25 protein-coding genes and 1 tRNA gene are annotated in these 25,279 nt (G+C 75.9%); 13 read left to right on the forward strand and 13 right to left on the reverse strand.

From position 1 onward, the window contains the following. Window positions 1-3: 3 nt before the first annotated feature. Window positions 4-1,548 (reverse strand): histidine ammonia-lyase, encoded by a 1,545-nt coding sequence (hutH, locus tag AB2L28_RS13395; RefSeq protein WP_370719479.1) that lies wholly within the window; start codon window positions 1,546-1,548, stop codon window positions 4-6. 71 nt (window positions 1,549-1,619) lie between these two features. On the opposite strand from hutH, the gene AB2L28_RS13400 reads away from it, so the two are divergent. Further along, on the forward strand, window positions 1,620-2,378 hold the full coding sequence (locus tag AB2L28_RS13400) for an IclR family transcriptional regulator (RefSeq protein ID WP_370719480.1): 759 nt from the start codon (window positions 1,620-1,622) through the stop codon (window positions 2,376-2,378). Between the two features lie 137 nt (window positions 2,379-2,515). After that, entirely contained in the window at window positions 2,516-3,412 is an 897-nt protein-coding gene (locus tag AB2L28_RS13405; protein ID WP_370719481.1) for a dihydrodipicolinate synthase family protein, read from the forward strand. Between the two features lie 139 nt (window positions 3,413-3,551). Here AB2L28_RS13405 and AB2L28_RS13410 read toward each other — a convergent pair whose 3' ends face one another. Both AB2L28_RS13410 and AB2L28_RS13415 read right to left on the reverse strand, forming a co-directional pair. Continuing rightward, window positions 3,552-4,013: an OsmC family protein gene (locus tag AB2L28_RS13410; RefSeq protein WP_370719482.1), complete on the reverse strand. Its 462-nt coding sequence runs from the start codon at window positions 4,011-4,013 to the stop codon at window positions 3,552-3,554. 101 nt (window positions 4,014-4,114) lie between these two features. Beyond that, window positions 4,115-5,218 carry a spore photoproduct lyase family protein gene (locus tag AB2L28_RS13415; RefSeq protein WP_370719483.1) on the reverse strand — a complete coding sequence of 368 codons (1,104 nt, stop codon included), beginning with the start codon at window positions 5,216-5,218 and terminating at the stop codon, window positions 4,115-4,117. 154 nt (window positions 5,219-5,372) lie between these two features. Between AB2L28_RS13415 and AB2L28_RS13420 the strand changes: the two genes are divergently transcribed. Then, a complete protein-coding gene (locus AB2L28_RS13420; RefSeq protein WP_370719484.1) occupies window positions 5,373-5,762 on the forward strand; it encodes a TfoX/Sxy family protein in 390 nt (129 codons plus the stop codon). A 76-nt stretch (window positions 5,763-5,838) separates the two neighbouring features. Here AB2L28_RS13420 and AB2L28_RS13425 read toward each other — a convergent pair whose 3' ends face one another. Both AB2L28_RS13425 and AB2L28_RS13430 read right to left on the reverse strand, forming a co-directional pair. Further along, a complete protein-coding gene (locus AB2L28_RS13425) occupies window positions 5,839-6,462 on the reverse strand; it encodes a maleylpyruvate isomerase family mycothiol-dependent enzyme (protein ID WP_370719485.1) in 624 nt (207 codons plus the stop codon). A gap of 94 nt (window positions 6,463-6,556) precedes the next feature. Next, window positions 6,557-6,868, reverse strand: a complete 312-nt coding sequence (locus AB2L28_RS13430; RefSeq protein WP_370719486.1) for a hypothetical protein — start codon at window positions 6,866-6,868, stop codon at window positions 6,557-6,559. A gap of 58 nt (window positions 6,869-6,926) precedes the next feature. Between AB2L28_RS13430 and AB2L28_RS13435 the strand changes: the two genes are divergently transcribed. Together AB2L28_RS13435 and AB2L28_RS13440 are read left to right on the forward strand one after the other, a co-directional pair. Further along, a complete protein-coding gene (locus AB2L28_RS13435) occupies window positions 6,927-8,591 on the forward strand; it encodes a CYTH and CHAD domain-containing protein (protein WP_370719487.1) in 1,665 nt (554 codons plus the stop codon). Window positions 8,592-8,707: 116 nt separating this feature from the next. Beyond that, a complete protein-coding gene (locus AB2L28_RS13440) occupies window positions 8,708-10,333 on the forward strand; it encodes a methyl-accepting chemotaxis protein (RefSeq protein WP_370719488.1) in 1,626 nt (541 codons plus the stop codon). On the opposite strand, the gene AB2L28_RS13445 is transcribed toward AB2L28_RS13440, so the two are convergent. Continuing rightward, on the reverse strand, window positions 10,314-12,050 hold the full coding sequence (locus AB2L28_RS13445; protein WP_370719489.1) for a putative bifunctional diguanylate cyclase/phosphodiesterase: 1,737 nt from the start codon (window positions 12,048-12,050) through the stop codon (window positions 10,314-10,316). The genes AB2L28_RS13440 and AB2L28_RS13445 overlap by 20 nt on opposite strands. A 223-nt stretch (window positions 12,051-12,273) precedes the next feature. Between AB2L28_RS13445 and AB2L28_RS13450 the strand changes: the two genes are divergently transcribed. The 7 genes from AB2L28_RS13450 to AB2L28_RS13480 all read left to right on the forward strand — a co-directional run bounded on the left by AB2L28_RS13450 (window position 12,274) and on the right by AB2L28_RS13480 (window position 17,855). Further along, complete coding sequence (locus AB2L28_RS13450; protein WP_370719490.1) at window positions 12,274-14,997, forward strand: putative bifunctional diguanylate cyclase/phosphodiesterase; 2,724 nt, start codon at window positions 12,274-12,276, stop codon at window positions 14,995-14,997. 20 nt (window positions 14,998-15,017) lie between these two features. Next, a complete protein-coding gene (locus AB2L28_RS13455) occupies window positions 15,018-15,539 on the forward strand; it encodes an FBP domain-containing protein (protein WP_370719491.1) in 522 nt (173 codons plus the stop codon). A 143-nt stretch (window positions 15,540-15,682) separates the two neighbouring features. Continuing rightward, a complete protein-coding gene (locus AB2L28_RS13460; RefSeq protein WP_370719492.1) occupies window positions 15,683-15,949 on the forward strand; it encodes a hypothetical protein in 267 nt (88 codons plus the stop codon). 34 nt (window positions 15,950-15,983) lie between these two features. Continuing rightward, on the forward strand, window positions 15,984-16,157 hold the full coding sequence (locus tag AB2L28_RS13465) for an I78 family peptidase inhibitor (protein ID WP_370719493.1): 174 nt from the start codon (window positions 15,984-15,986) through the stop codon (window positions 16,155-16,157). A 151-nt stretch (window positions 16,158-16,308) separates the two neighbouring features. After that, window positions 16,309-17,292, forward strand: coding sequence for a glycoside hydrolase family 6 protein (locus AB2L28_RS13470; protein WP_370719494.1), 984 nt, complete (start codon window positions 16,309-16,311; stop codon window positions 17,290-17,292). Window positions 17,293-17,309: 17 nt separating this feature from the next. Beyond that, window positions 17,310-17,382 (forward strand) — tRNA-Gly (locus AB2L28_RS13475). A 23-nt stretch (window positions 17,383-17,405) separates the two neighbouring features. Further along, a complete protein-coding gene (locus AB2L28_RS13480) occupies window positions 17,406-17,855 on the forward strand; it encodes a hypothetical protein (RefSeq protein ID WP_370719495.1) in 450 nt (149 codons plus the stop codon). On the opposite strand, the gene AB2L28_RS13485 is transcribed toward AB2L28_RS13480, so the two are convergent. Then, window positions 17,807-19,828 (reverse strand): SpoIIE family protein phosphatase, encoded by a 2,022-nt coding sequence (locus AB2L28_RS13485; RefSeq protein WP_370719496.1) that lies wholly within the window; start codon window positions 19,826-19,828, stop codon window positions 17,807-17,809. The genes AB2L28_RS13480 and AB2L28_RS13485 overlap by 49 nt on opposite strands. A 33-nt stretch (window positions 19,829-19,861) precedes the next feature. Continuing rightward, entirely contained in the window at window positions 19,862-20,323 is a 462-nt protein-coding gene (gene soxR / locus AB2L28_RS13490; RefSeq protein WP_370719497.1) for a redox-sensitive transcriptional activator SoxR, read from the reverse strand. A 94-nt stretch (window positions 20,324-20,417) separates the two neighbouring features. Here soxR and AB2L28_RS13495 point away from each other — a divergent pair, with 94 nt between their 5' ends. After that, entirely contained in the window at window positions 20,418-21,455 is a 1,038-nt protein-coding gene (locus tag AB2L28_RS13495) for an LLM class flavin-dependent oxidoreductase (protein WP_370719498.1), read from the forward strand. 55 nt (window positions 21,456-21,510) lie between these two features. Here AB2L28_RS13495 and AB2L28_RS13500 read toward each other — a convergent pair whose 3' ends face one another. Genes AB2L28_RS13500 through AB2L28_RS13520 form a run of 5 tightly spaced genes read right to left on the reverse strand, consistent with a single transcriptional unit; the run spans window position 21,511 to window position 25,193 of the window. Next, a complete protein-coding gene (locus AB2L28_RS13500) occupies window positions 21,511-21,780 on the reverse strand; it encodes a DUF4235 domain-containing protein (protein WP_370442755.1) in 270 nt (89 codons plus the stop codon). Window positions 21,781-21,782: 2 nt separating this feature from the next. Continuing rightward, window positions 21,783-22,085, reverse strand: coding sequence for a DUF3618 domain-containing protein (locus AB2L28_RS13505; protein WP_370719499.1), 303 nt, complete (start codon window positions 22,083-22,085; stop codon window positions 21,783-21,785). After that, window positions 22,082-22,555 (reverse strand): phage holin family protein, encoded by a 474-nt coding sequence (locus AB2L28_RS13510; protein WP_370719500.1) that lies wholly within the window; start codon window positions 22,553-22,555, stop codon window positions 22,082-22,084. Before AB2L28_RS13510 ends, AB2L28_RS13505 begins: the two co-directional genes overlap by 4 nt. A gap of 44 nt (window positions 22,556-22,599) precedes the next feature. Further along, entirely contained in the window at window positions 22,600-24,234 is a 1,635-nt protein-coding gene (gene pruA, locus AB2L28_RS13515; RefSeq protein WP_370719501.1) for an L-glutamate gamma-semialdehyde dehydrogenase, read from the reverse strand. A 41-nt stretch (window positions 24,235-24,275) separates the two neighbouring features. Then, window positions 24,276-25,193, reverse strand: a complete 918-nt coding sequence (locus AB2L28_RS13520) for a proline dehydrogenase family protein (protein WP_370719502.1) — start codon at window positions 25,191-25,193, stop codon at window positions 24,276-24,278. Window positions 25,194-25,279 lie beyond the last annotated feature (86 nt).

The following is a 25,279-nucleotide window of genomic DNA, read 5'->3' on the forward strand; positions in this document are numbered from 1 at the left end:
TCCTCAGTCGATCTCGGTGAGCGAGCGGGCGGCGGACACGAGCTGCCCCGAGGCGACGAGACCGGTGACGGCCTCGATCTCGGGGGCGAGGAACCGGTCGGGGCCGGGGCCCTCGACGACGGTGCGCACGAGGCGCAGGAGTTCACCCGTGACGGGCGCGGGTTCCAGGGGTTTCCTGAGGTCGAGAGCGCGGGTGGCGGTCATCACCTCGATCGCGAGGACGCGGGTCAGGCCGTCGAGCGCGCGGCGCAGTTTCCGCGCCCCCGCCCAGCCCATCGAGACGTGGTCCTCCTGCATCGCCGAGCTCGGGATGGAGTCGACGCTCGCGGGGACGGCGAGGCGCTTGAGCTCGGAGACGATCCCCGCTGCGGTGTACTGCGCGATCATCAACCCGGAGTCGACCCCGGCGTCGTGGGCCAGGAACGGCGGCAGGCCCTGGTTGCGGGCGCGGTCCAGGAACCGGTCGGTGCGGCGTTCGGAGATGCTGGCGAGGTCGGCGACCGCGATCGCGAGGAAGTCCAGGACGTAGGCGACGGGCGCGCCGTGGAAGTTCCCGTTCGACTCGACCCGACCGTCCGGCGTGACGACGGGGTTGTCGACGGCGGCGGCGAGTTCCCGCTCGGCGACGGCGCGGGCGTGGGCGGCGGTGTCGCGACCGGCGCCGTGGACCTGCGGGGCGCAGCGCAGCGAGTACGCGTCCTGCACGCGCGTGCACCCCGGGCCCCGGTGGCTCGCGACGATCGGCGAACCCGCGAGCGCCCGCCGGACGTTCCCCGCCGCGACGCGCTGGCCGACCTGGGGCCGCAACTGCTGCAGGTCGTCGGCGAACACGGCGTCGGTGCCCAGCAGCGCCTCGACGGACAGGGCCGCGGCGAGGTCGGCGGTGGCGAACAGGACGTCGAGGGTGTCGAGCGCGAGGGCGAGCTGGCCGAGCATCCCGTCGGTGCCGTTGATGAGGGCCAGGCCCTCCTTCTCGGCCAGGACGACGGGTTCCAGCTCGGCGGCGGCCAGGGCGTCGGCGGTGGGCAGGAGTTCCCCGTCGCGGGTGCGGACGTGGCCCTCGCCCATGACGGCGAGCGCGCAGTGGGCGAGGGGGGCGAGGTCGCCGGAGCAGCCGAGGGAGCCGTGCTCGGTGACCACGGGGGTGAGGTGGGCGTTGAGCAGGTCCGCGTAGGCGCCGGCCGTGCGGGGGCGGACGCCGGTGCGGCCGGTCATGAGGGTCGACAGGCGCAGCAGCATCGTCGCGCGGACCACCTCCGTCTCGACCTCCGCGCCGGACCCCGCGGCGTGCGAGCGGACGAGGCTGCGCTGCAACGCGGTGCGCTGGTCGACCGGGATGTGCTGGGTGGCCAGGGCGCCGAAACCCGTGGAGATGCCGTAGTGGGGTTCGGCGTCGTCGGCGAGCGCCTCGACGCGGGCGCGCGAGTCCTGCACGGCGTCGAGGGCCGCGGGGTCGAGCTCGACCCGGGCGCCGTGGCGGGCGACGGCGACGACGTCGGCGACGCTCACCGGCCCGGTGGAGACGAGGACGTTCTGCACGTCCCTCACTCTGCAGCGCGGGCGCCGTCCCGTCAGCGCCCGGCGCGGCGCTGCTGTCCAGAGTGCTGGACACTCGACGGGTGCCCACGTCCACCGGCGCCCCGACCGTGGGGGCCGCCCTGCGGATCCTGTCGTTCATGGCGGCGCAGCAGGGCCCGGTCGCCGCGGCGACGCTCGCCCGGTCCCTGGGGCTGCCGCGGTCGAGCGTCTACCGGTTGCTCGGCGAGCTGACCGAGCAGGGTTTCGTCCTGCACTTCCCCGAGGCGCGGCGGTACGGGCTGGGGATCGCCGCGTTCGAGCTGAGTTCGGGGTACGTGCGGCAGGAACCCGTGACGCGGCTCGGGCGCCCGGTGCTGGCCGCGCTCGTCGACCGCGTCGGGGAGTCCGCGCACCTGGCCGTCCTCGTGGGCCGCGAGGTGGTCTACCTCGTGGAGGAGCGTGCCCCGCGGCGGCCGGTGCTCGTCACCGACGTCGGCGTGCGGCTCCCGTCGCACCTCACCGCGAGCGGCCGGGCGCTGCTGGCGGAACTGCCGCGCGAGCAGGTGCGGGCGCTGTTCCCGGACGCGACGGCCCTGGACGGGCGGGGCACGACGACGCTGCGGGACCTGCGGGGCGAGCTGGTGCGGACGCGGCAGCGGGGGTTCGCCGTCGAGAACGGGGACGTCACCGCGGGGTTCGCCTCCGTCGCCGTCGCCGTGACCGACCGCGCGGGGTGGCCGGTGGCGAGCCTGGCCGTGACGTTCGAGAGCACCGCCGTCGACGCGGGGCGGCGGGAGGAGCTGGTGGGCGCGGTGCAGCGGTGCGCGGGAGAGCTGCGGCGGCGGCTGGTCGGGGGGTGAGCCGGGCGAGACCGGCGGGCCTCGTTGCCTCCCCGGGGACGATGATCGTCCCCGGGGAGGCAACGAGGGCGATCCCGACCCGGCGACCGGTGCGTCACGGCGGCTAGCCTCCGGTCCACCCGACCCAGGAGGCTCCCGTGCTCGGCCCGCTGTCCGCCTTCGTCCTGACCCCCTTCGACGGGGACACCGTCGACGAGCGGGCGTTCACCGCGCTGGTCGAGGGCACCGCGACCGCCGGCGTCGACTCGATCGGTGCGCTCGGCTCCACCGGCAGCTACGCCTACCTCGACCGCGCCCAGCGGTCCCGCCTCGCCCGGCTCGCGGTGCGGTCCGCGGGGGACGTCCCGGTCCTCGTCGGGATCGGGGCGCTGAGCACGCCGGAGGTGCTGGCCGCCGCCGAGGACGCGCAGCGGGCGGGAGCCGCGGCCCTGCTGCTGGCCCCGGTCTCCTACCAGCCGCTGACCGACGACGAGGTGCTCGGGTTGTACGAGGATGTGACCGCGGCGGCGTCCGTGCCGGTGTGCGTCTACGACAACCCGCGCACGACGGGGTTCACGTTCTCCGACGCGCTGCGGTCGCGGGTCGCGCACCTGCCGGGGGTGGGCTCGCTCAAGCTGCCCGGGGTGCCGGAGGACCCGACCGCGGCGCGGGCGTGGCTGTCGGGGTTGCGCGCCGCCGTCCCCGCCGACGTGACCCTCGGCGTCTCCGGGGACGCCTCCGCGGTGCGGGGGCTGCGAGCCGGGTGCGCGACCTGGTACTCCGTCGTCGCCGGCGTGCTGCCGCGGACGTGCGCCGAGCTCACCGCGGCCGTCCTCGCCGGGGACGACGAGCGGGTGGCGGCGGTCGAGGCGCGCCTGGCGCCGCTGTGGCCGCTGGTGGCCGCGCACGGCAGCCTGCGGGTCGCGGCGGCGCTCGCCGAGCAGCTCGGCGTCGTCCCGCGCGCCGGGCTGCCCCGGCCGCTGCGGGACCTGCCCGCGCCGGGCCAGCGGGCCGTGGCCGGGGTCGTCGCTGCGGGGGTGGGCGCGGGAGGCTGACGCCGGGGCGCAGGACCTGGACCTGCCCGGCGAGGCGTCGCCCGACCCGCAGCGGACGCGCGTCCTGCCGGCCCACCCGGTCGTCCCGGCACGGAGAGCCGCGGGGAGCTCACCCCCGTGCCGGGCACCACGGGCGCGCTCAGGCCAGCGGCAGCCGCTCCCAGTCGCTGCTGAAGTCCGTGCCGCTGCGCTTGAACAGCTGCGTCACGGGGCACCGGCGCTCGGTCTCCGAGCGCAGCGTCGCGAACGTCTCGTCGTCGGCGTCCGTCTCCACGCTCACCCGCACCGCGACGCGGTCGAAGTTCGCGTTGCCCTCGGCGCCGGCGCCGATGACGGCCGGGTTCAGGTCGCCCTGGACGTGGAACGTCCAGGCGCCCAGCTGCACGCCGAGGTCCTTGGCGACGATGCTGCCCGTGACCTGGTTGCACGACGTCAGGGCGCCGAGCGCGTAGCTCAGCGGGCTCGGGGCGGCGTCCTGCCCGCCGAACGAGGGGTAGGTGTCGGCCCGGAACGTGTGCTGGTGCTCACCCGGGACGGTGAGGTCCTGGGCGACCCCCGTCCCCTGCGCCTGGACGACGAACGGCACGGTCTTCGGGCTCACGGTTCTCCTCTGGTCGAGCGGGTGGTGGGTGAAGCTTCACCCACCACCCTGTGAGCGGCAAGCGGCCCTCACCCGGTGGAGCTGGCGCGCACCGGGACGGGTCAGGTCCAGTAGAGGTACCGGGCGGCCGGGAGCCGCTCGGCGAGCGCCGTCTCGAACCACGAGCGCAGCTCGCGCATCGTGTCGCGGTCGTAGACGAACTTCACCGCACCGAACTTCCCGTGCTTGCGGCTGCGGGTCGACTCGTCGAGGTCGAGCTTCGTCGCCGGGTACCAGCCGAGCTGGACGTCCTTGCTCTTCGGGGTGAAGCGGTGGGTGATGCACTCCACGGTGAGGTCGGCGCTCGCGGGCAGTTCGGCGGCGGCGGCATCGAGCAGGTCGCCGTAGGCGGTGCGCCAGCCCTCGACCGGCATGATCGGCGCGATCGTGAGGCCGACGGGGTAGCCGGCCCGGGCGAGCCGGCCGAGCGCGCCCAGCCGGGCCGGGACGCGGGCGGTGCCGCCCTCGAACCGCTCGACGCCGGCGACGTTCACCGACGCCCGCACGCGGGTGCGGCCGTGGTGGGGCAGGTCGAGCAGCCCGTCCACGTCGTCGTACTTCGTGGTCAGCCGCAGCTGCACGGGACCGGGCCAGTCGTGCGTGCCGAAGTGCTCGACCGTGGCGGCCAGGGACCCCGTGACGTGCTCCAGGGCGAGGGGGTCGGTGTAGCAGGACGCCTCGAACGTCGTGCCCTCGTGGCCGCGCTCGGCCGTCCCCGACGTCACCCCTCCCGTGCCGACGACCTCGTCGAGCCCGGCGAGGACCCGCGGCAGGTCCGCGTAGACGCGGGTGATCGGCGGGCCGGTGAGCGAGCCGGCGAGGTAGCAGTACTGGCAGTGCCCGGGGCAGCCCTGGGCGAGGGGGAAGGAGAAGTCCGCGCTCGGCGGGATCGGCGTCGGGCGGCGCGTGGAGGGGGCGCTGGTGACGACGGCCAGGGTGCGCTTGGCGCGCGCGTAGGTCTCGCGGTCGCTCTGCCCGCGCAGGGGCGGCAGGCGGTCGCCGGGCAGGAGGCGGACGTCCTCGACGCCGGCGGCGGCCAGGCGGTCGAGGATCGCGCGGCCGTGCGGTTCGGCCTGCGCGGAGGCGGTGACCAGGACGTGCCGCGGGGTCCACAGGACGGGGCCGCGGGTCGGGGCCGGCAGGGAGGTGGGGGCGCTGGTGGCCATCGTCCAGTGCAACGGCTCGGCGGGCCGGCTGCATCCCGGAGCTCCGCGTGAGGTGTTCCGGCGGCGGGCGTGGACGCCGCGGGCGTCAGGTGGTCGGATGAGCCCCGCACCGGGTGACGACGGGCCGCGGTGCCGGTCCGGGCGAGGAGGAGCCGTGGCGCACGACACCGAGGTGGCCGAGCGCGTCCGGGACGCGCTGGCCGGCCGGCAGGTCCGGGAGGTGCGGATGTTCGGCGGGCTGGCGTTCATGGTGGACGACCGGATGGTCGTCTGCGTCTCGGCCGGTGGCGCCGACCTGCTCGTGCGCGTCCACCCCGACAGCGACGCCCAGCACCTGCGTCGACCCGGGGCGCGGCGCGCCGAGATGGGTGCTGGACGCCCGATGGGAGAGGGCTGGATCGCGGTGGAGGAGCCGGGGATCGCCGGCGAGGAGGACTTCGCGCGGTGGATGGCGGCCGCTCTGGAGTTCCACGCCTCCGGGTCCGGCGGGACGGGTGGACGCTCGAAGCGGACGGGCGCGTCCCCGCGGCGGCGGCCGGCGTAGGGACCTTGACTCGTCCCCGGTGCCGCCGGCGGACCCGCCGGCGGCACCGTCGCACGACGCGAGGTGCGCGGGCGGGTCAGGCGATCCTCGCGCGCAGCAGGTCGACCCCTTCGCCGGTGAGGTCCTCGAGCCCGGCCGTGCGCCCGGTCACGGCCAGCAGCAGGGCGTCGACGGGTCCGCTCACCTCCGGGCCGTCGCCGTGCGCGAACCCCACGTCCTGCGCGGTCAGCCGCAGGCCGCTCAGGGCCCCCCGGGGCACCAGACCCGAGGGGGACGTGACCAGGAACTCCAGCGCCGACCGCGCCCGCGGGGCGGGGATCTCGTGGCGCAGGCCCAGGGGCCGGCGGATGTCCGCCCTGTGCACCAGCACGTCCACGAGCGGGGCCTGCGGACCGGCACCCGGCGGGGTGAACCGGGAGTCGGCCCCCTCGCGCAGTGCCCGGCACAGCTCCCCGAAGGGGCGCCGGGCGAGCGTGCGGGTGACCCGCTGGTTGGCCCGGTCGAAGTTCCCGCCCGCGACGAGCACCGCGAGCACGACCCTCGGCAGGCTGACCTCCAGGGGCATGACGAGGTGGGCCAGCACGTCGTGCACGGTCCACGCCGAGCACAGGCTCTGCGTCGACCGCTGCTGGGGGGTGAGGGACGTGAGCTCGTCGGCGAGGGCACGGCGCTCGACGGCGATCTCGGCGAAGACGTCCACCGGGCGATCATGGCGTCGACCGGTCACCGCCCGCCAGCACCTGACCTCCGGTGGCCGACGGTGACGAGGACGGCGACCACGGGGAACCGTCGCGTCAGTCCAGGGAGTACGCGGCGGCGAAGTCGTCGACCGCGCGGACGACCTCGCGGGCGGTGCCGGCGGGGACCGCGTCGTGCTCGGTGAGGGCGCTCGCCCGTCCGTCGGCGCCGGTTCCCGCGGCGCGGCGGCCGGCGTCGGCGAGCGCCGCCGCGGCCAGCACCGTGCGGGGCGCACCGGCGGCCGGGCCGAGCCGGTCCAGGACGAGACCGGCGACCCAGTCGGGGTCGAAGCTGCCGTGCGGGGGCGCGAAGACGCGCTCGCCCTCGACGTAGTCGCCGCTGCCGCCCCAGTGCCGTCCACCCGCCACCCCCGCCACGGTAGGGCGACGGGGCGCGCCCGGCCACGGCTGCCGGTAGAACCGTGCCATGGTCACCCAGCACGGCGAGCCCGGACAGGTCCACGAGGAGGTCGAGGTCAAGTACGACCTCGCGCCCGACGCCGAGGCACCCGCCCTGGCCGCGCTGCTGCGGGACCTGCCCGGGGCCGACGAGCGCGGCTACCGCGAGGGCACCCCCGTCGAGCACGAGCTGGAGGCCGTCTACTTCGACACCCGCGACCTGCGGCTGAGCGCGGCGCGGACGACGCTGCGCCGCCGCACCGGTGGGCACGACGCCGGCTGGCACCTGAAGACGCCCGGGCGGGAGGGGGCGCGCCAGGAGCGGCACCTGCCCCTGGGCCGGGCCGTCAAGACGGTGCCCGCCCCCCTGCGCCGGCTGGTGGCCGACGTCACGGGGGACCAGACCCTCGTCCCCGTGGCGCGGATCACGACGCACCGCACGGTGCGCACGCTGCTGGACGCCGCCGGGACCGCGCTGGTGGAACTGGCCGACGACCGGGTGCGGGCCCGGCGTCTCGCCCGGGGGTCCGAGCCCGAGGACGAGCAGGAGTGGCGGGAGGTGGAGCTGGAGCTCCTCGACGGCGACCGGGAGCTCTTCGACGCCGTCGACGCGCACCTGCGGGCGGCGGGGCTGGTGGTCGCCGGGACCGGCTCGAAGGTGGCGCGGGTGCTCGCGGGTGGCCCGGCGCCGCGCACGGCCGACGTCCCGGCGGCGGGACCCGGCGCGTCCCGGCCCGGCGCGCCCCGGCCCGCCGACCGCGTCCTGACCCCGGCCGCCCCGCGCCGCGCGCACCTCGGCCCGGGCTCGCGGGCCGGTGACGTCCTCGTCGCCCACCTCGCCCGGCAGGTGCAGCGGGTCCTGGACGAGGACCCGCGCGTGCGGGTCGACGCACCGGACGCCGTGCACGCGATGCGGGTCGCGACCCGCCGGTTGCGCAGCGCGCTGACGACGTACGGCTCGCTGCTGGCGACCCCGACGGGGCCGGTGCGCGGCGAGCTGCGGTGGCTGGCGGGCGAGCTGGGCGGGGCGCGGGACGCGGAGGTGCTGCGCGACCGCCTCGCGGAGTCGGTGGCCGCCCTCGACGACCACTCCGACGACGGGTCCGACGACGGGTCCGCGCTCCCCCGGCTCGTCCGGGAGCAGCTCGAGGGCGAGCACCGCGCGGCGCACGAACGGGTGCTCGCCGAGCTGGACTCCGAGCGGTACCGGTCGCTGCTGGACACCTTGCAGGACCTCGTCGAGCGGCCGGTGTTCTCCGGCCGGGGCCGACGCAGGGCCGGGAAGGTGCTGCCGCGGCGGGTCGCGACGACGTTCCGCGCGCTGGCGGACCTCGTCGACCGGGCCGCGGACGCCGGTGCCGGCCCCGAGCGCGACGAGCTGCTGCACGAGGCGCGCAAGGCGGCCAAGCGGAGCCGGTACGCCGCCGAGGCCGTCGTCGTGGTGTTCGGCGGGGACGCCAAGCGGTTCGCCAAGGCGGTCACGGGGTTGCAGGAGGTGCTCGGCGAGCACCAGGACTCCGTCGTCACGCGGCAACGGCTGCGCGACCTCGCGGTCGCCGCGCGCCCGGAGGTCGCGTTCGCCTACGGGCGCCTGTTCGCGCGGGAGGAGGTCCACGCGGCGGCCACCGAGGCCGACGTGGCGCGGGTGTGGTCGGCGGCACGGTCGAAGCGGCTGCACCGCTGGTTGCGCTGAGGACCCGGGGACCGGGGAAGTTGAACGCAGGATGAACGTCGGGCTGGGCGCTCAAGGTGCCCCCCGCGCCGTTCGATGGGGAGGGGCCACGTCCTGCTCGTCGGAAGGTCCCTCCCGTGTCCCAGCCCACCCGCACCTCCTCCGCGGCGTCGCGCGGCACCCCGCCCGGACCCGTCGGGCGGTGGCTGCGCGGTCGCCGCGTCGCCACCCGGCTGCTCATGGCCACGGCCGCCGTCGCGATCGCCGCGACGGTCGTGGGTGCCCTGTCGTGGGCGGCCCTGGGCAACCTGCAGGCGCAGCGGCAGCAGGAGGTGGGCCGGGCGGTCCCGTACATCACCGGCCTGCAGCAGGCCGCGCTGGCCGCCAAGGCCGCCGCCACCGACGAACGCGGGTACCTGCTCACCGGCGACGCGAAGTACGCCACGGAGAGCCTGGACCGCCGCACGACCTTCGCGGCGGCCCTGGACCAGTCCCGGGCCGCCGCCGACCCCGCCGAGCGCGCGACCCTGGACCGGATCGAGGCCCAGGTGAGCACGTGGTTCACCGCGCTGGAGGCGGAGTACGCCCAGTACGCGACCGACCCCGCCGGCGCGACCGCCGTCTCCTTCGGCGCCAACCGCGACCTGCGCAAGGGCTACGAGACGGCCATCGCCGAGGAGACGCAGCGCGCGAGCGACGCCCTGGCCGGGGGGCGGGAGTTCGCGCGCATCGTGGACCACGCCCAGGTCAGCGTGCTCGGCGTGCTGGCCGGCGGTCTGCTGCTGGCCGTCGTCGTCGCGGTCGTCATCGGTCGCTCGATCGTCGCGCCGCTGCGGCACGTCACCGGTGTCCTGCAGGAGGTCGCCGCCGGGGACCTCACGGTCACGGCCGGCCTGCGCAGCCGCGACGAGATCGGCACCATGGCGCAGGCGCTCGACGAGGCCACCGGCGGCTTCCGGCGGGTCCTGCAGCGCATCACCGCGACCGCCGGTGAGGTGTCCGCGTCCGCCGACGAGCTCGCGACCGTCTCGGCCGGCCTGTCCGAGCGGGCCCGCGTCTCCGGCGACCAGGCGCACACCGTGGCCTCGGCGACCGAGGAGATCTCGGTCAGCGTCGAGACCGTCGCGGCGGCCGGCGAGGAGATGACCGCCGCCATCGGCGAGATCGCCGCGTCGACGACCGAGGCCTCCAGCACCGCCTCGGCCGCGGTGACCTCCGCCGCCGAGGCGGGGCACACCCTGGAACGGCTCTCCGCGTCGAGCCGGGAGATCGGCGACGTCGTCAAGCTCATCACCTCCATCGCCGAGCAGACCAACCTGCTGGCCCTGAACGCCACCATCGAGGCCGCCCGGGCCGGGGAGATGGGCAAGGGGTTCGCCGTCGTGGCCGGGGAGGTCAAGGAACTGGCCCAGCAGACCGCGCGGGCGACCGACGACATCACCGCACGGGTGCTCGCGACGCAGTCCGACGCCGCCGCGGCGGCCACCGCGATCGGCGGCATCGGCGACGTCATCGCCCGCATCGACGCCCTGCAGGCCACCATCGCCGCCGCGGTGGAGGAGCAGTCGGCCACCACGGCCGAGATGGTCCGCAACGTCCACGAGGTCTCCGGCGGCTCCCGGGAGATCGCCGCCAACGTGTCGGGGCTGGCCGACGCGGCGACCCGCACGACGGCGGACGCGACCGGGACGGCCCGCACGGCCGGTGACCTGCAGACGTCGGCCGCGGCGCTGCGCGACCTCGTCAGCAGCTACCGGAGCTGACGGGGAACCACCGCTCCTCCGGGGCCGGCACCCCGAAGTGGAAGCCCTGGGCCGACTGCCAGCCCTGGGCGGCGAGGTGGCGGGCCTGGGCGGCGGTCTCGACGCCCTCGCACGTGGTGGTCAGGCCGAGGTCGCCGGCCAGCGTGGCCACCGCCGCGGCGATCCGGTCCGAGCCGGTGTCCTGCGGCAGGCCCGTGACGAACGACCTGTCCAGCTTCAGCCCCGTCACGGGCAGCCGCCGCAGGTAGGACAGCGCCGAGTAGCCGGTGCCGAAGTCGTCGATGAGCACCTCGACGCCCAGGGCGGCCAGGTCGCGCAGCTCGGCCTGGGTGACCGGGTCGCCGAGGGCGAGCGACCCCTCGAGCAGCTCGACGGTGAGCCGGTCCGGGGTGAGCCCGCGCCGGCGCAGCTCGGCGGCGACCGTGGCCGCGAAGGTCCCGTCGAGGCGGCGGGCCGAGGTGTTCACGGCGACGCGCGCGCAGGGGTGGCGGGTCAGGAACCCCAGGGCCTCCTCCAGGACCAGCCCGTCGACGGCGCCCACCAGACCGCACTCCTCGGCGACGTCGAGGAACTGCTCGGGCAGCAGCAGGCCGCGGCGCGGGTGCGCCCAGCGCACCAGCGCCTCGAACCCCGTCCGGAGGCCGTCGCGCAGGCCCACGACGGGTTGGTAGTGCACCCGCAGCTCGCCCTCGTCCACCGCGCGCCGCAGGTCGTTCTCGACGGTGAGGCGGCGGACGGCGCGCTCGTGCAGGGCGTCGGCGAAGACGCGGCAGCGGCCCCCGCCGGCCGCCTTCGCCGCCGCGAGGGCCGTGGTGGCGTCGCGCAGCACCGTCGCGGCGTCGGGCCCGCCGCCGGAGCACCCCCCGGTCCTGGTCCCGGCGGTGAGGTCCACGACGACGAGCCCCGCGCTGGCGGTGCACCGGACTTCCTGCGGACCGCCCGGGGCGTCGAGGAGGAAGGGCGCGCCCAGGCTCCGGGTCAGCCGGTGCGCCACGTCCACGGCCTCCGTCTCGTCCACCAGACCCGCCAGCACGACGAGGAACTCGTCGTCCCCGAGCCGGGCGAGCAGGTCGCCCCCGCGCACGTCCCGGGCCAGGCGCGCCGCGACCGTCGCGAGCACCCGGTCGCCGACGCCGGGCCCGAGGCTGTCGTTGAGGACGCCGAACCGGTCGAGGTCGCAGGTGATGACACCCACCAGCCCGGAGCCGGCGCGCAGGCGGGCGCCCAGGTCGGCGACGGCCCCGGCCCGGTCGCGCAGACCGGTCAGCGCGTCGTGGCCGGGCCCGGGCCCGGGCCCGGGCGAGCCCGTCCGGAGGTCCGGGGAGGTGGCCGGGCTCACCGGGGGCAGCAGGTGGACGAGGACGACCTGCGCCCCGTCCGGCGCGGCGCCCAGCGTCAGCAGCGCCGTGCGGGGCACGACCGCGCCGTCGGGACGGTGCAGGAGGGTGCCGGTGAGGACGTGCCCGGCGCCGGCGAGCAGCTCCTCCACGCACCGGTCGACGGGCAGCGGCTCCAGCCCGGGGTGCGGGGCGGACAGCAGCTCCCCCAGCTTGCGCCCGACCACGTCCGCGGCGGGGCGGTCCAGGGAGCCGGTGGCGCCGGCGCCCCCCGCGTCCAGGACGAGGCCGTGCAGGTCGCAGACGACCGGGGCACCCAGCGCAGGCGTCAGGACGCACCCGCCGTCGAGCCCCACGTCGGACCCGTCGTCCTGCCGCACGGTGCACCTCCGTCCCCCGGTGGATCCCACCGGACGCGTCTTCTAGAAGATGCGTGGGACGAGTGTGCCGTCGAACGGCCCCGCGCACAATCGGCCCGCAGGACGCGGGACGGGTGGACCGCTCCGCCCCGTCGTCCGCTCGGACTGGGCCGAACGGGGGACGGCCGGGCCCCCGGGTGCGCTCCGGCTCAGGGAAACGGGTCCGAGCGCCGATCCCCTGCAGGTGGCGGACCTCCCCGAGCAGCGCGAACGGCGCTCGACCAGCCTGCGGACCAGGCTGCTCGTGCTCGTCCTGGTGCCCGTCGTCGGTCTCTCGGTCTTCGCCTCGATCCTCGTCGTGCACCGCTTCGAGCGCGTCCGGGCCGCCCAGGACGCCGTCCACCAGGTCCGCGCCGCCGTCGCCCTCGACGCCGTCCGCGCCCGCATCGCCGAGGAGGCGATCCCCCTCGTCTCCAGCGTCGAACTGCTCGACCTCGACACGGGCGGGCAGGCGCCCGGGGACGGGGACGCGCTCGCCGCGGACCTGCGCGACCTCTTCGGGCAGGCGACCGCGCGCACCGACGCCACCGTGGCCCAGGCGACCGCCGACCCCCTCGCGCGCCCCCAGGTGCTGGCGGCCACCGAGCGACTGGCCGCCGTCCGCGCCTCGTGGGGAGCCGGCGACACCGCCAGCGAGCGCGAGACGAGCAACCGGCAGCTCTTCGACAAGTACCGCTACCTCGTCGACGGGCTGAGCGAGGCCGTCGACGCCCACCTGGCCACCGCGGAGGTGGAGGGCGGCGGGGACACCGGGCTCGAGCACGCGCTGGCCGACCTGCGCCGCACCGCCCGCGCCACCACCCTCGCCGGGGAGGAGGTGCCCTACTACCTGGGGTTCCTCTCCGCCCCCGCCGGCGCCGAGGGGGCCTCGCGCCAGCCCTTCCTGCGCAGCTGGGCCGGTTTCCAGATCGCCTCCGAGGACATCACCGCCTCCGGGCAGGCCCGCGTCCGGTCGGGCTGGACGGCCGCGCTCGCCGAGGAGCCGACGCAGGTCGTGGACCGGACCCTGGCCGCGGCCGTGGCCTCCGGCAGCCACGAACCACCGAGCTCGGCGGTCCTGGTGTCCCTCAGCTCCGCCGTCGTGGGACGCGACGACGCTCTGCGGTCCGTGCTCGACACCGCTGCGACGCAGGCGGTCCAGGCCGCCGAGACCTACCGCGCCGACGCCTACCGGGAACTGGTCAAGTACGCCGGCGCCACGGGGCTGCTGCTGCTGCTGTCCGTCGGCGGGACGCTGTCCACGAGCCGCTCGATCGGCGCGCCGCTGGACCGGCTCGCCGCCGCCGCCCGCTCCATCAGCCGGGGCGAGCTCGTCGACGTGGCGGTCGAGGGACCGCCGGAGACGCGCGTCGTCGCCCGCGGCCTCGGCGCCGCCGTCGCCAGCCTGCGCTCGGTGCAGGCCCAGGCGCAGGCCGTCGCCGACGGCGCCTTCGACGACGAGATCCTGCGCCGTCCCGTCGGCGGGCCGCTCGGCGGTGTCGTGCACGCCTCCGTCCAGCAGATCCTCGGCGTCATGCGCGACCGCGAGCTGCTGCAGGAGGAGATGGCCCACCAGGCCACCCACGACGCGCTGACGACGCTGCCCAACCGCGGCGAGGCGCTGGCCCGGATCGACCGGGCGCTGCGCCGCGCCCACCGCACCGGCGAGCGCGTCGGCCTGCTCTTCCTCGACCTCGACCAGTTCAAGGCGGTCAACGACTCCCTCGGCCACGTCGCCGGGGACGCCGTCCTGCGGACCGTGGCGCACCGCCTGCGCCAGCGCGTGCGCGGGGTCGACGTCGTGGCCCGCCTCGGCGGCGACGAGTTCGTCGTCCTCGTCGAGCCCGTGCAGGACGTGGAGGGGCTGGTCGAGTTCGGGCAGGCCCTCATCGACACCGTCTCGGCCCCCGTCCCGCTGCCCGGCTCGGCGGAGTCGCAGGCCGTCATCGGCGCGAGCGTCGGCGTGGCCGTCAGCCGCGTCGGGGCCGGCGCCGGGCCGGCGGAGTCCGGCGAGGCCGCCGACACGCTGCTGCAGGAGGCCCACACCGCCGCCTCCCGCGCCAAGGACGCCGGCCGCGGCCGCGTCGAGGTCTACGACGACGACCTGCGGCAGACCCTCGCCGCGCAGGCCGCTCTCGAGGACGGGCTCCGGCGCGCGCTCGCCGAGGACGAGCTCGTCCTGCACTACCAGCCCGTCACCGACCTGCGGACGGGGCTCGTGGGCAGCGTCGAGGCGCTGGTGCGGTGGCAGAAGCCGGGCGAGGGGCTCGTCCCGCCGGGCGTGTTCATCCCCGTCGCCGAGAACTCGGACCTCATCTGCGACCTCGGCCGGTGGGCGCTGCGGACGTCGCTCGCGCAGCTGGCGCAGTTCGACGCGTCCGGTGGACCGGGTGCGGGCCTGCGGGTCGCGGTCAACGTCTCCGGCCGCCACCTGCGCTCCCCGCGCCTGGTCGACGACGTCCGCTGCGCCCTGGAAGCCTCCGGCACGGCTCCCGACCGGCTCGCGCTGGAGATCACCGAGACCGTCATGGTCGAGGACGACGCGGCGTGGGCGCGGCTGGAGGAGCTGCGGGCCATCGGCGTGCAGATCGCCATCGACGACTTCGGGACGGGCTACACCTCGTTCGGCCAGCTCGCCCGGGTCCCCGTCGACGTCCTGAAGATCGACCGCAGCTTCGTCGACTCCGAGGACCCGCGCACCGTCGAGCTCGTCCGGCTCGTCGTGGGCGCCGCGCGCAGCTTCGGCCTGCGGGTCGTCGCCGAGGGCGTCGAGCAGGTCTCGCAGGTGCGGGCGCTGCAGGCCGTCGGTTGCGACACCGTGCAGGGCTACTACTTCTCCCGGCCCGTCGCCGCGGACCGGCTGCCGGCCGCCGTCACGGGCTGCCACGAGGTCTTCGAGGAGACCTGCCGGCTCGAACCGGCCGGCTGACGGGCGTAGCCTCGACGGCCGTGTCCTCCGCAACCGTGGACCTCGAGCACGGTCAGCTGACCGACGAGGCCATCCGCTCCACGATGACGAACTGCTCGCGCGGCGAAGCGCACCGGATGCGCGTGCCGGGCTGGGTGCACGAGTGCGACCCCGCCCACGAGGTCGTCGGCTGGCGCGACCCCAAGGCCCCCGAACGCGGGTGGCTGCTCGTCCCGCTCGACGAGGCCGTCGTGGGCCTGGCGCTGCGCGCGGCGCCCGGCAGGGGGGTGCGGGCCACGGCCGTGTGCGACCTGTGCCGCACGACCCGCTCGCCCGGGGACGTCTCGCTGTTCGTCGCCGCCCGCGCCGGGGAGGCGGGCCGCAAGCACGACACCGTCGGCACGTACGCGTGCTCGGACCTGGCCTGCGCCGACAACGTCCGCGTGCTGCGGGCCACCCCGACGCTCAAGCCGGACCCGGGCCTGAGCGTGTCCCAGCGGCAGGAGGGGCTGCGCGAACGCGCCGCCGCGTTCGCCGCGAAGGTGCTGGCGACGCGGGACTGAGGAGCGGGGGGTCGACGGCGGCCGGGGGCCGACCCCCCGTCGAGGCTCGGCCCGCTCCCGGTACGACCGTGGTCGCAGGCCCGGCGCACGGCGTCCGACCCCAGCCGGACGCGCCGGAGCGGTCCCGCCGCGACACTCGACCCATGACCTCCTCCACCTCCTCCACCTGCCCCACCTGCGGTCACGCTCTCGCGGCGGAGCTGCAGCCGGCGCCCGACGTGTCCGTGGTGCGGTGGTTCCGGGACGCACCGGCGTGGTCGGGGATGCTCTCGACCGACGAGGTGTACGGGCAGTACCTGCGCGCCACCGACGACGCTCCGGTCTCCCGCCGCCGGTTCGTGTCCGACCTCGCGTACCTGGGGGTCGAGGAGGTGCTGGACGAGGAGACGTTCGTGCTCGACCGGCAGTGAGGTGGGCGCGGGGGACCACCCCGACGAGACGTGGTTGGACGACTTCGCCGGGCTCTCGGTGAGCGGTGCCCTCGAGAGGGCGCGAGCCCAGGGGCGGCCGGTGCGCGTCCTGCGCCCGGGCTCGGAGATGACCTCGGACCTCCGCCCCGACCGCTTGAACCTGCACGTGGACGCGGACGGTGAGCTGGAGGCGCTGAGCGCGGGCTGAGGCCCGGTCGGAACCGGTGGTGGTCGTGGGCCGCACGGGCGGTCCCCTCACCCGGACGGGTCCCGACCCGTCGCGGACCGTGGCCGGCGCGGGTGCCCGCGGGGTGGACTGGGGGTGGCGGGACCGGCCCGCGCGATCGGGTGGGGTGGGCGTGCGACGGGGACCGCTGCGGCGTGCGGGTGTGCTGGGGGTCGCCGGCGGTCTCGTCGCCGCCCTGACCGTGGGCGGGGGCGCCGTGGGGGAGACCGTGCCGCGACTGGGCCTGCAGCCGCTGTGGTCCGACCCGGACTCCCTCTCCCACCGGCGGCTCGCCGCCCACGAGGCGGCGGGCCGCACCGACCTCGCCGACGCGCTGCGGCCGCTGGCGCAGGCGCCGACGGCGACGTGGTTCACCGGGGACGCCCCCCGCGAACGGGCCCGCGCGCTGACGGCGGCCGCCGCCGCGGCGGGCGAGCTGCCCGTCCTCGTCGCCTACGACGTCCCCGGCCGCGACTGCGGGTCCTTCTCGGCCGGCGGGGCCGCCGACGAGGACGCCTACCTGGCGTGGGTCCGGGAACTGGCCGCCGGGATCGGGGAGCGCCCGGCCGTGGTCGTGCTCGAACCGGACGCCGTCGCCTCCGCGGTCACGGGCTGCGGGACGGTCCCGGTCCGGGAGCGGCTGGGGCTGCTGCGCCACGCCGTCGAGGTCCTCACCGCGCTGCCCGCCACCCACGTCTACGTCGACGCGGGCCACGCGGGCTGGGTGCAGGACCTGCCCGCGCTGGCGGCCGCGCTGCGGGCGGCGGGGATCGACCGGGCCGCCGGCTTCGCCCTCAACGTCTCGAACTTCCAGCCCACGGACGCCACCGTCGCCTACGGCCGCAGGCTGTCCCGCCTCCTGGGCGGGGCGCACTTCGTCGTCGACACGAGCCGCAACGGGGCGGGCGCGCCGGTCACCACGGGCCGGGACGAGGACTGGTGCAACCCGCCGGGCCGCCGGACCGGGCGGCTGCCCTCGACGCTGACGGGGGTGGACGTCGTCGACGCCTGGCTGTGGGTCAAGCGGCCCGGGGAGTCCGACGGGAGCTGCCGACCGGGTGAACCCGCAGCCGGGGAGTGGTTCGAGGAGTACGCCCTCGCGCTCGTGGGCGTGTAGAGTCATCACCGCACGTTGCGGACGTAGCGCAGTTGGTAGCGCATAACCTTGCCAAGGTTAGGGTCGCGAGTTCGAGTCTCGTCGTCCGCTCTGTCGAAGTAGCGTCGGTCCCCGTGAGGGACCGGCGCTCTTCTGCTTCCTGGGGCTGGATCGCGTTCCGCGCCGCCCGCAACCTCCCCGCCAGCGCGCTCGCGCTCGCCTGGGCCCTGCGGCACGGGGCGACGGTCTTCGTGGGTGAGGACCTGTTCGTGGAGTGCTCCGGGATGCCGCGCGGCACGTACGGCCGGGGCGGGACGACCGTCGGCAACGTCTGGCTGCACGGCGGGCTCGGCGGGGAGCGCCGGCGGCGGCACGAGCTGCGGCACGCCGACCAGTACGCGCTGCTGGGGACGCTGCCGTTCCTCGCGCTCTACGGCCTCAACGCCCTCCTCACCCGCAACCTGCCGCACCGCAACGTCTTCGAGCGGTGGGCGGGGCTTCAGGACGGCGGGTACGCGCGTCCCCGCCCCGACCCTCAGGGCCGGACGCGCACCGCGAGGACCGCGACGTCGTCCTCGGCGTGACCGGCGACGAGCTCCAGGACGCCGTCGCACAGCTCCTCCGGTCCCCGGCCCGCGAACCGGCCCGCCGTCTCGGCCAGCCACGTCAGCCCCTCGTCGAGGGACGCGCCGCGCCGTTCCACGAGACCGTCCGTGTAGAGCAGCACCGTCGCCCCCGGTGCCAGGCCGTGCACGTGGTCGGCGCGCACGAACCCGGCGTCGAGCCCGAGCAGCAGGTCGGGGCTGGTGCGCAGCAGCTCGACGCCGCCGTCCGGGCTGACGACGAGCGGGGGCATGTGCCCGGCGTTGGACCAGCGCAACCGCCAGGTCGTCGAACCCTCCAGGGGTTCGACGGTGGCCAGGATCCCCGTCGCCAGCGCCCCCACCCCGAGGTCGCGCATGGCCCGGTCCAGCGCCGACAGCGCGGCGGCCGGGGAGACCTCCAGGGAGTAGCCGATGCCCCGCAGCAGGTTGCGGACCTGCCCCATGGCCGCCGCGGCGTCCTGGTCGTGACCGGTGACGTCGCCGATGACGAGGCAGGCGGCCCCGGCCGCGGTGAGGAACGCGTCGTGCCAGTCGCCGCCGACCTGGGCGTGCTCGGCCGCGGGCAGGTAGCGGACCGCGGTCTCCAGGTGCTGCGGCTGCGGCGCGGCCGTCAGCAGGCTGCGCTGCAACGTCTCGGCCATCGTCCGGACCGCTGCGGCGGCGGTGCGCTCGGCCTGCGTGGCCCGCACCCGGTCCAGCGCCTGGGCCGTCGAGGCGGCCAGGGCCGTGAGCAGGTCGGTGTCCTCGGCCGACAGCTCCCGCGGCCGCCGCCAGGACAGGCCCAGCGCGCCGATGACGCGGTCCCCCACCCACAGGGGCCAGCCCGTGGTCCCGTCGTCGGAGACGACCGCGGTCCCGCGCAGGGCCGCCCCCACGGCGCCGACGGCGGGGTCGTGCTCGTCCCCGCGCACCCGCAGCGTCCCGTCCTCCAGCAGACCCAGCACGATGCCGTCGGCCCCCAGCAGCCCCGCCGCCCCGCGGCCGAGGACCTTCAGGACGTCGTCCTCGGTCTCGACCGAGGGCAGGGCCTGGGCGACGGCGACGAGCCCGGCCAGCCGTTGCGCCTGCCACTGCTGCAGGTCGGCGCGGCGCCGCTCGGCCTCGTAGGAGGCCGCGGCCGACAACGCGTCGCCGACGGTGGCGGCCACGAGGCGCACGAAGTCGCGGTAGGCCGCGTCGAGGGGCACCCGCTCGCTGAGCCGGGCCGCCAGGACCCCCGGGGAGTCCCCGCCGAGGGCGGCGGGGATGCGCACCCAGGCCAGCCGGCCCTGCTCGACGTCCTCGACGAGCACCTGGCGGGGCTTCAGGACGGCGGGCGGCGGGGGCAGGCGGGTGGGTCCGCCGGGCAGCTGCAGGTCCACCTCCGGCAGGTCCAGGGGGGCGGTGGACAGCACGTCCAGGGCCCTGCGGGCCAGCTCGGCCGGGGGCTGCAGCTCCGAGGCCAGGTCGCCGAGGCGGGTGAGCAGTTCCAGGCGCCGGTGGTCCTGGACCTGGCGGGTGGTCTCGGTGGCGATGTCCATGACGCCCGCGATCTCGCCGTCGTCGCCGCGCACCGGGGAGTAGGAGAAGGTGAAGAAGGTCTCCTCGAGGTGCCCGTGGCGGTCCAGCAGGACCGGCAGGTCCTCGAAGTGGACGGCCTCGCCCCGCCGGGCCTGGGCGAACAGGGGCCCCAGGTCGTCCCACGCCTCGGGGAAGACCTCGCGCGCGGGCCGGCCGAGGGCGGCGGGGTGCTTGTCCCCGATCGTGTCGGCGTAGGCCTGGTTGTAGACCATCTCCAGGTCCGGGCCCCAGCAGATGAGCAGGGCGAACCGGGTCTCCAGCGCCAGCTCCATCGCCCGGCGCAGCGTCCGGGGCCAGGACTGGGGGTGACCGGTGCTGGTGCGGGACCAGTCGACCTGCTCGTAGGCGCGGCGCAGCTGCACCGCGGGTCCGAAGGGCAGGCGGGCGACCACGTCCAGAACCTAGCGCCGACCCGGGCCGTCGGCTCACCGCTCGCCGTCGCCGCTCGCGGTCGCCGCGCGCAGCCACCGGGACCCGCTGCCCTCCTCCGCCGCCTCGTCGTGGGGGTTGACCAGGGTGCAGCGGGTCAGCGAGAGGCAGCCGCAGCCGATGCAGCCCGTCAGGGAGGTGCGCAGCCCCTCCAGCTCCCGGATGCGGGCGTCGAGCAGCTGCTGCCACCGGCGCCCGACGCGCGCCCACTCCCGGGCCGTGGGGGGACGGTCGGCGGGCAGGGTAGCCAGCGCCTCCCCGATGTCGGCCAGCGACAGCCCCACGCGCTGACCGGCCGCGACGACGGCGAGCCGGCGCAGGACGTGCCGGGGGAAGCGGCGGCGCCCGCCCGCGTCCCGGACGGCCGTGACCAGGCCGCGCTCCTCGTAGTAGCGCAGCGCCGCGACGGAGACCCCGGCCCGCGCGGCGACGGTCCCGATGCTCAACAGGTCGCTCACCAGGACATCTTGACCTCCAGCGGGCTGCAGCTCGTCCCGGACCCGGGTACCCTCGTCTCATATCATTGAGACTTCAATCAGGAGGCTGGGGATCGTGGAGATCGGGATCAGCGCGTTCGCGGAGACCACGCCGTACCCGGGGACGGGCACGACCGTCTCGCACGCGCAGCGGCTGCGGGAGGTCGTGGCGGAGATCGAGCTCGCCGACCAGGTCGGCCTCGACGTCTACGGCCTCGGCGAGCACCACCGGGCCGACTACGCCGCGTCCGCCCCGGCCGTCGTCCTGGCCGCTGCGGCCTCCCGGACGTCCCGCATCCGGCTGTCGAGCGCCGTCACCGTGCTGTCCTCCGACGACCCCGTCCGGGTGTTCCAGCAGTTCGCGACGCTGGACGGCCTGTCGGACGGACGCGCCGAGATCATGGCCGGTCGCGGCTCGTTCATCGAGTCGTTCCCGCTGTTCGGCCACGACCTCGACGCCTACGACGAGCTGTTCGCCGAGAAGCTGGACCTGCTGCTGGCGATCCGGGACGACCCCGCCGCGGTGACGTGGGCCGGCGGGAAGCACCGGCCCGGCGTCCCCGGCCTCGGGGTGTTCCCGCTGCCCGTGCAGCAGCCGCTGCCGGTGTGGATCGCCGTCGGCGGCAACCCGCAGTCCGTCGTGCGCGCCGGGACCCTCGGCCTGCCGCTGGCCATCGCGATCATCGGCGGGATGCCCGAGCAGTTCGCGCCCCTGGCCGAGCTGTACCGCGAGGCCGGCCGCCGCGCCGGGCACGACGAGTCGGTGCTGCGCGTCGCGACGCACTCGCACGGGTTCGTCGCACCGACGACGCAGCAGGCGACCGACGTGCACTTCAAGCCCTACCAGGGCGTCATGAACCAGCTCGGGCAGGAGCGCGGCTGGGGCTACTTCTCCCACACGTCCTACGAGGCCGCCCGCAGCCGCCGGGGCGCGCTGCTCGTCGGCTCCCCGCGCGAGGTCGCCGAGAAGATCCTCCTGCAGCACGAGCAGCTGGGGATCGACCGGTTCATGCTGCACCTGTCCGCCGGGACGATGCCGCACGCGGACGTCATGAAGGCCGTCGAGCTGCTGGGGACCGAGGTCGCGCCGCTCGTGCGAGCGGAGGTGGGCTGACCTCGCCGTCCCCGGCGGTGACCCCCGCGCCGGGGCGCTGCGCCCAGGGGAGCGCTCAGTCACCCGGCCAGGAGCCGGTGAGCTTCTCGAACAGCACCGCGCCGCCGCGGTCGGAGGCGGCCTTGACGACGGCGAAGACGAGGCCCTGGAGGGCGGCCGCCAGCAGGACCTCCTTCCACGGGTACTCGTGCTGCAGCGCGTCAGGCGCGTCCTCCTCCCCGGAGGCCTTGCGCCACACCTGCTTGACGATGGTCCCGGCCAGGACGCCGCCGAGGGCGCCGGTGGCCAGGCCGAGGGGGCGGTAGAGGAGCTTCGCGGTGTTCACGGTCACCGCCTCCGCACGACGAGCCACACCGCGAGCGCGGTGGCGACGACGATCGCGCCGACGAGGACCGCGGTCTGCTGCGGCGGGGTGCCCGGCGCGCGTTCGCTCGTCTCGTGGACGCGGTGCTGGGCGGTGGACCTCAGCTCGTCGACCTTCGCCGTGGCCTGGGCCTTGACGTCCGCCTTGGCCGCGAGGGCGTCCGCGGTCGCCGCGAGGCGCTCACGGGTCTTCTCGATGTCCTCGACGAGGGCGTCGCGGTCGGTGGGGGTGGGCCCCGTGCCGGGGGTGGGGGTCGTCCCGCTCACCGCTGCAGCCCCTCCTTCACGGTCTGGACGTCCTGCTTGAGGCCGTCGACGGCGCTCTGCGGCACCGGCGGGGTGGCCTGCTGGACCTCCTTCTTGCCCACGAGCCCCAGCACCGCGGCGACGGCGAACAGCACGACGGCGACGATCAGCGCGGACAGCCAGGCCGGCACCAGGTGCGCCAGGCCCAGGATCGCCGTCGTGACGAGCGCACCGACGCCGAAGAACGCGAGCAGACCGGCCCCGGAGAACATCCCGATCCCGACGCCGGCCTTCTTGCCCTTGGCGGTCAGGTCGACCTTGGCCAGCTGCACCTCGTCCCGCACCAGGCGGGACATCTGCTCGGTCAGCTGGCCGACGAGCTGGCCCACGCTCTCGTCGCGACGGTGGGTGCTCGTCGAGGCGGCCGGGCCGGGCCCGTGCGACACGCTCAGGTCGTCGGTCCGGGTGCCGGACCCCGTGGGTTGCGTCATGACGGCCCCTTACCCCCGTCGGCGCGTTCTCAACCAGCTGACGTTCAGCGCATGTGCGGGTAGACGTGCGTGGTCGGCGCGACGAACGTCTCCTTGATCGCGCGGGGGCTCGTCCAGCGCTGCAGGTTGAGGATCGACCCGGCCTTGTCGTTGGTGCCCGAGGCGCGCGAACCCCCGAACGGCTGCTGCCCGACGACCGCGCCGGTCGGCTTGTCGTTGACGTAGAAGTTCCCGGCGGCGAACCGCAACGCCCGTGACGCCTCCGCCACGGCCGTGCGGTCGTCCGCGACGACCGACCCCGTCAGCCCGTAGGCCGCGCCCTCGTCCACCGTCCTCAGGACGTCCGCCCAGGCACCGGGGCGGCTGTCGTCGTAGACGTGGACGGCGAGGAACGGACCGAAGTACTCGGTGCAGAACGCCTCGTCGGTCGGGTCCTGGCCCAGGACGACGGTCGGGCGGACGAAGTACCCCTCGGAGTCGTCGTACGTCCCGCCGGAGGCGATCGTCAGGCCGTCGGTGCGGCGGGCGCGCTCGATCGCGGCGACGTTCTTGGCGTAGCTGCGGGCGTCGATGACGGCGCCGCCGAAGTTCGACAGGTCGCTCACGTCGCCGTAGGTGAGGGAGTCGACGCGGCCGAGGAACTCCTCGCCCACGACGTCCCACACCGACTTCGGCACGAACGCGCGGGAGGCCGCCGAGCACTTCTGCCCCTGGTACTCGAACGCGCCGAGGGTCATCGCCGTCGACAGGGTCGCGGGATCGGCCGAGGGGTGGGCGACGACGAAGTCCTTGCCGCCGGTCTCCCCCACCAGGCGCGGGTACGTGCGGTAGTCCGCGATGTTCTCCCCCACCGTCCGCCACAGGTGCTGGAACGTGGCGGTGGAGCCGGTGAAGTGGATGCCGGCGAGGTGCGGGTCGGCGAGCAGGACCTCGGAGACGTCCACGCCGTCACCGGTGAGCAGGTTGATGACGCCCGGCGGCAACCCGGCGGCCTCGAGCAGCTTCATCGTGTGCCAGGCCGCGAGCGTCTGCGTCGGGGAGGGTTTCCAGACGACGGTGTTCCCCATGAGGGCGGGGGCCGTCGGCAGGTTCCCGGCGATGGCCGTGAAGTTGAACGGCGTGACGGCGTAGACGAAACCCTCGAGCGGTCGGTGGTCGAGGCGGTTCCAGACGCCGGGGCCCGAGACCGGCTGCTCCTCCAGGAGCCGGCGGCCGAACGCGACGTTGAACCGCCAGAAGTCGACGAGCTCGCAGGGGGCGTCGATCTCGGCCTGCTGGGCGGTCTTGGACTGCCCGAGCATCGTCGCGGCGGCGATCTTCTCGCGCCAGGGTCCGGCGAGGAGGTCGGCCGCCCGCAGGAACACCGCGGCGCGGTCGTCGTAGTCCATCGCGGCCCAGTCGCGGCGGGCGGCGAGCGCGGCGTCGGCGGCCGCGCGGGCCTGGTCGCGGGTGGCGGTGCCGAACGTGCCGAGGACGCTCGCGTGCTGGTGGGGCTGGACGACGTCGACGCGCGTCCCCCCGCCGAGCACCTCCTGCCCGCCGATGGTCTGGGTGAGGTCGACGGGGTTCGCCACGTGCGCGGCGAGGGCGTCGGTGAGGAGCTTGCGCTCGGGGCTGCCGGGGGCGTACCCGTGGACGGGTTCGTTGCGCGGGGCGGGGACGTCGGTCACGGATTGCACGACGGTTTCCTTCCGTGTCGGGTTTCTGCAGCGGGGGCCGGTCAGCCGGCGACGAGCGAGCGGGCGAAGAACGCGAGGTTCGCGGGGCGTTCGGCCAGGCGGCGGGAGAAGTACCCGTACCAGTCGGTGCCGTAGGGGACGTACACGCGGACGGTGTGGTCGCGGGCCAGGCGCCGCTGCTCGGCCGAGCGGATGCCGTAGAGCATCTGGAACTCCGCCGACCCCTCCTGCCTGTCGCGCAGGAGTTCCTCGGCGAGGGCGACGATGCGCAGGTCGTGGGTGGCGATCATCGGGTACGCGCCGCCGTCGAGCAGCGCCCGCAGGCACCGCGCGTACGCCTTGTCGACGTCGGCCTTGGCCGGGTGCGCGACCTCCGGCGGTTCGTTGTAGGCGCCCTTGACCAGCCGCACGCGGGACCCGGGGCGGGCCAGGTCGCGCGCGTCGCCCTCGGTGCGGCGCAGCATCGACTGCAGGACGCAGCCGGTGCGCGGGAAGTCGGCGCGCAGCGCGCGGACGGTCGCGAGGGTGTCGTCGACGCGGGTGTGGTCCTCCATGTCGACGGTGACGTCCACGCCGGCGGCGTGGGCGCGCTCGAGGAGGAGGCGGGCGCGCTCGGTGGCCCGCCGCGGCCCGTCGGGGCCGAGCCCCTGGCCGAGGGCGGAGAGCTTGATCGAGATCTCGTTGCCGCTGGTGAGGCCCTCGCCGGCGAGGCGGTCGAGGAGCTCGGTGTAGCCGGCGACGGTCTCGTCGGCCTGCTCCGGGACGGTGACGTCCTCACCGAGCCGGTCGAGGCTCACCGCGATGCCCTGCGCCGCGAGGTCGCGGACCGCACCGGCGGCCGCGTCGACGTCGTCGCCGGCGACGAAGCGGGAGACGACGGGCCGGCTGAGGATGCTGCCGGTCACGAGCCGGCGCACGCCGTCGTTGCCGGCGACGCCCAGGAGGAGTTGTCCGAACACCCTTCGACGCTAGAACGTCGGCGTGACGAGAGCCACTGACGGCTGCCACGTCTTCCGCCGGGATCGTCATCCACGTGGATGATGGG

Origin of the sequence: Kineococcus mangrovi, from assembly GCF_041320705.1 — a bacterium.
In the GTDB taxonomy this organism is placed as follows: domain Bacteria; phylum Actinomycetota; class Actinomycetes; order Actinomycetales; family Kineococcaceae; genus Kineococcus; species Kineococcus mangrovi.

Excerpts from the sequence above, each read along its gene's own strand:
- AB2L28_RS13415 (WP_370719483.1), bottom strand. The coding sequence starts at position 5,218 with ATGGCCACCAGCGCCCCCACCTCCCTGCCGGCCCCGACCCGCGGCCCC.
- AB2L28_RS13435 (WP_370719487.1), top strand. The coding sequence starts at position 6,927 with ATGGTCACCCAGCACGGCGAGCCCGGACAGGTCCACGAGGAGGTCGAG.
- AB2L28_RS13460 (WP_370719492.1), top strand. The coding sequence starts at position 15,683 with ATGACCTCCTCCACCTCCTCCACCTGCCCCACCTGCGGTCACGCTCTC.
- AB2L28_RS13510 (WP_370719500.1), bottom strand. The coding sequence starts at position 22,555 with ATGACGCAACCCACGGGGTCCGGCACCCGGACCGACGACCTGAGCGTG.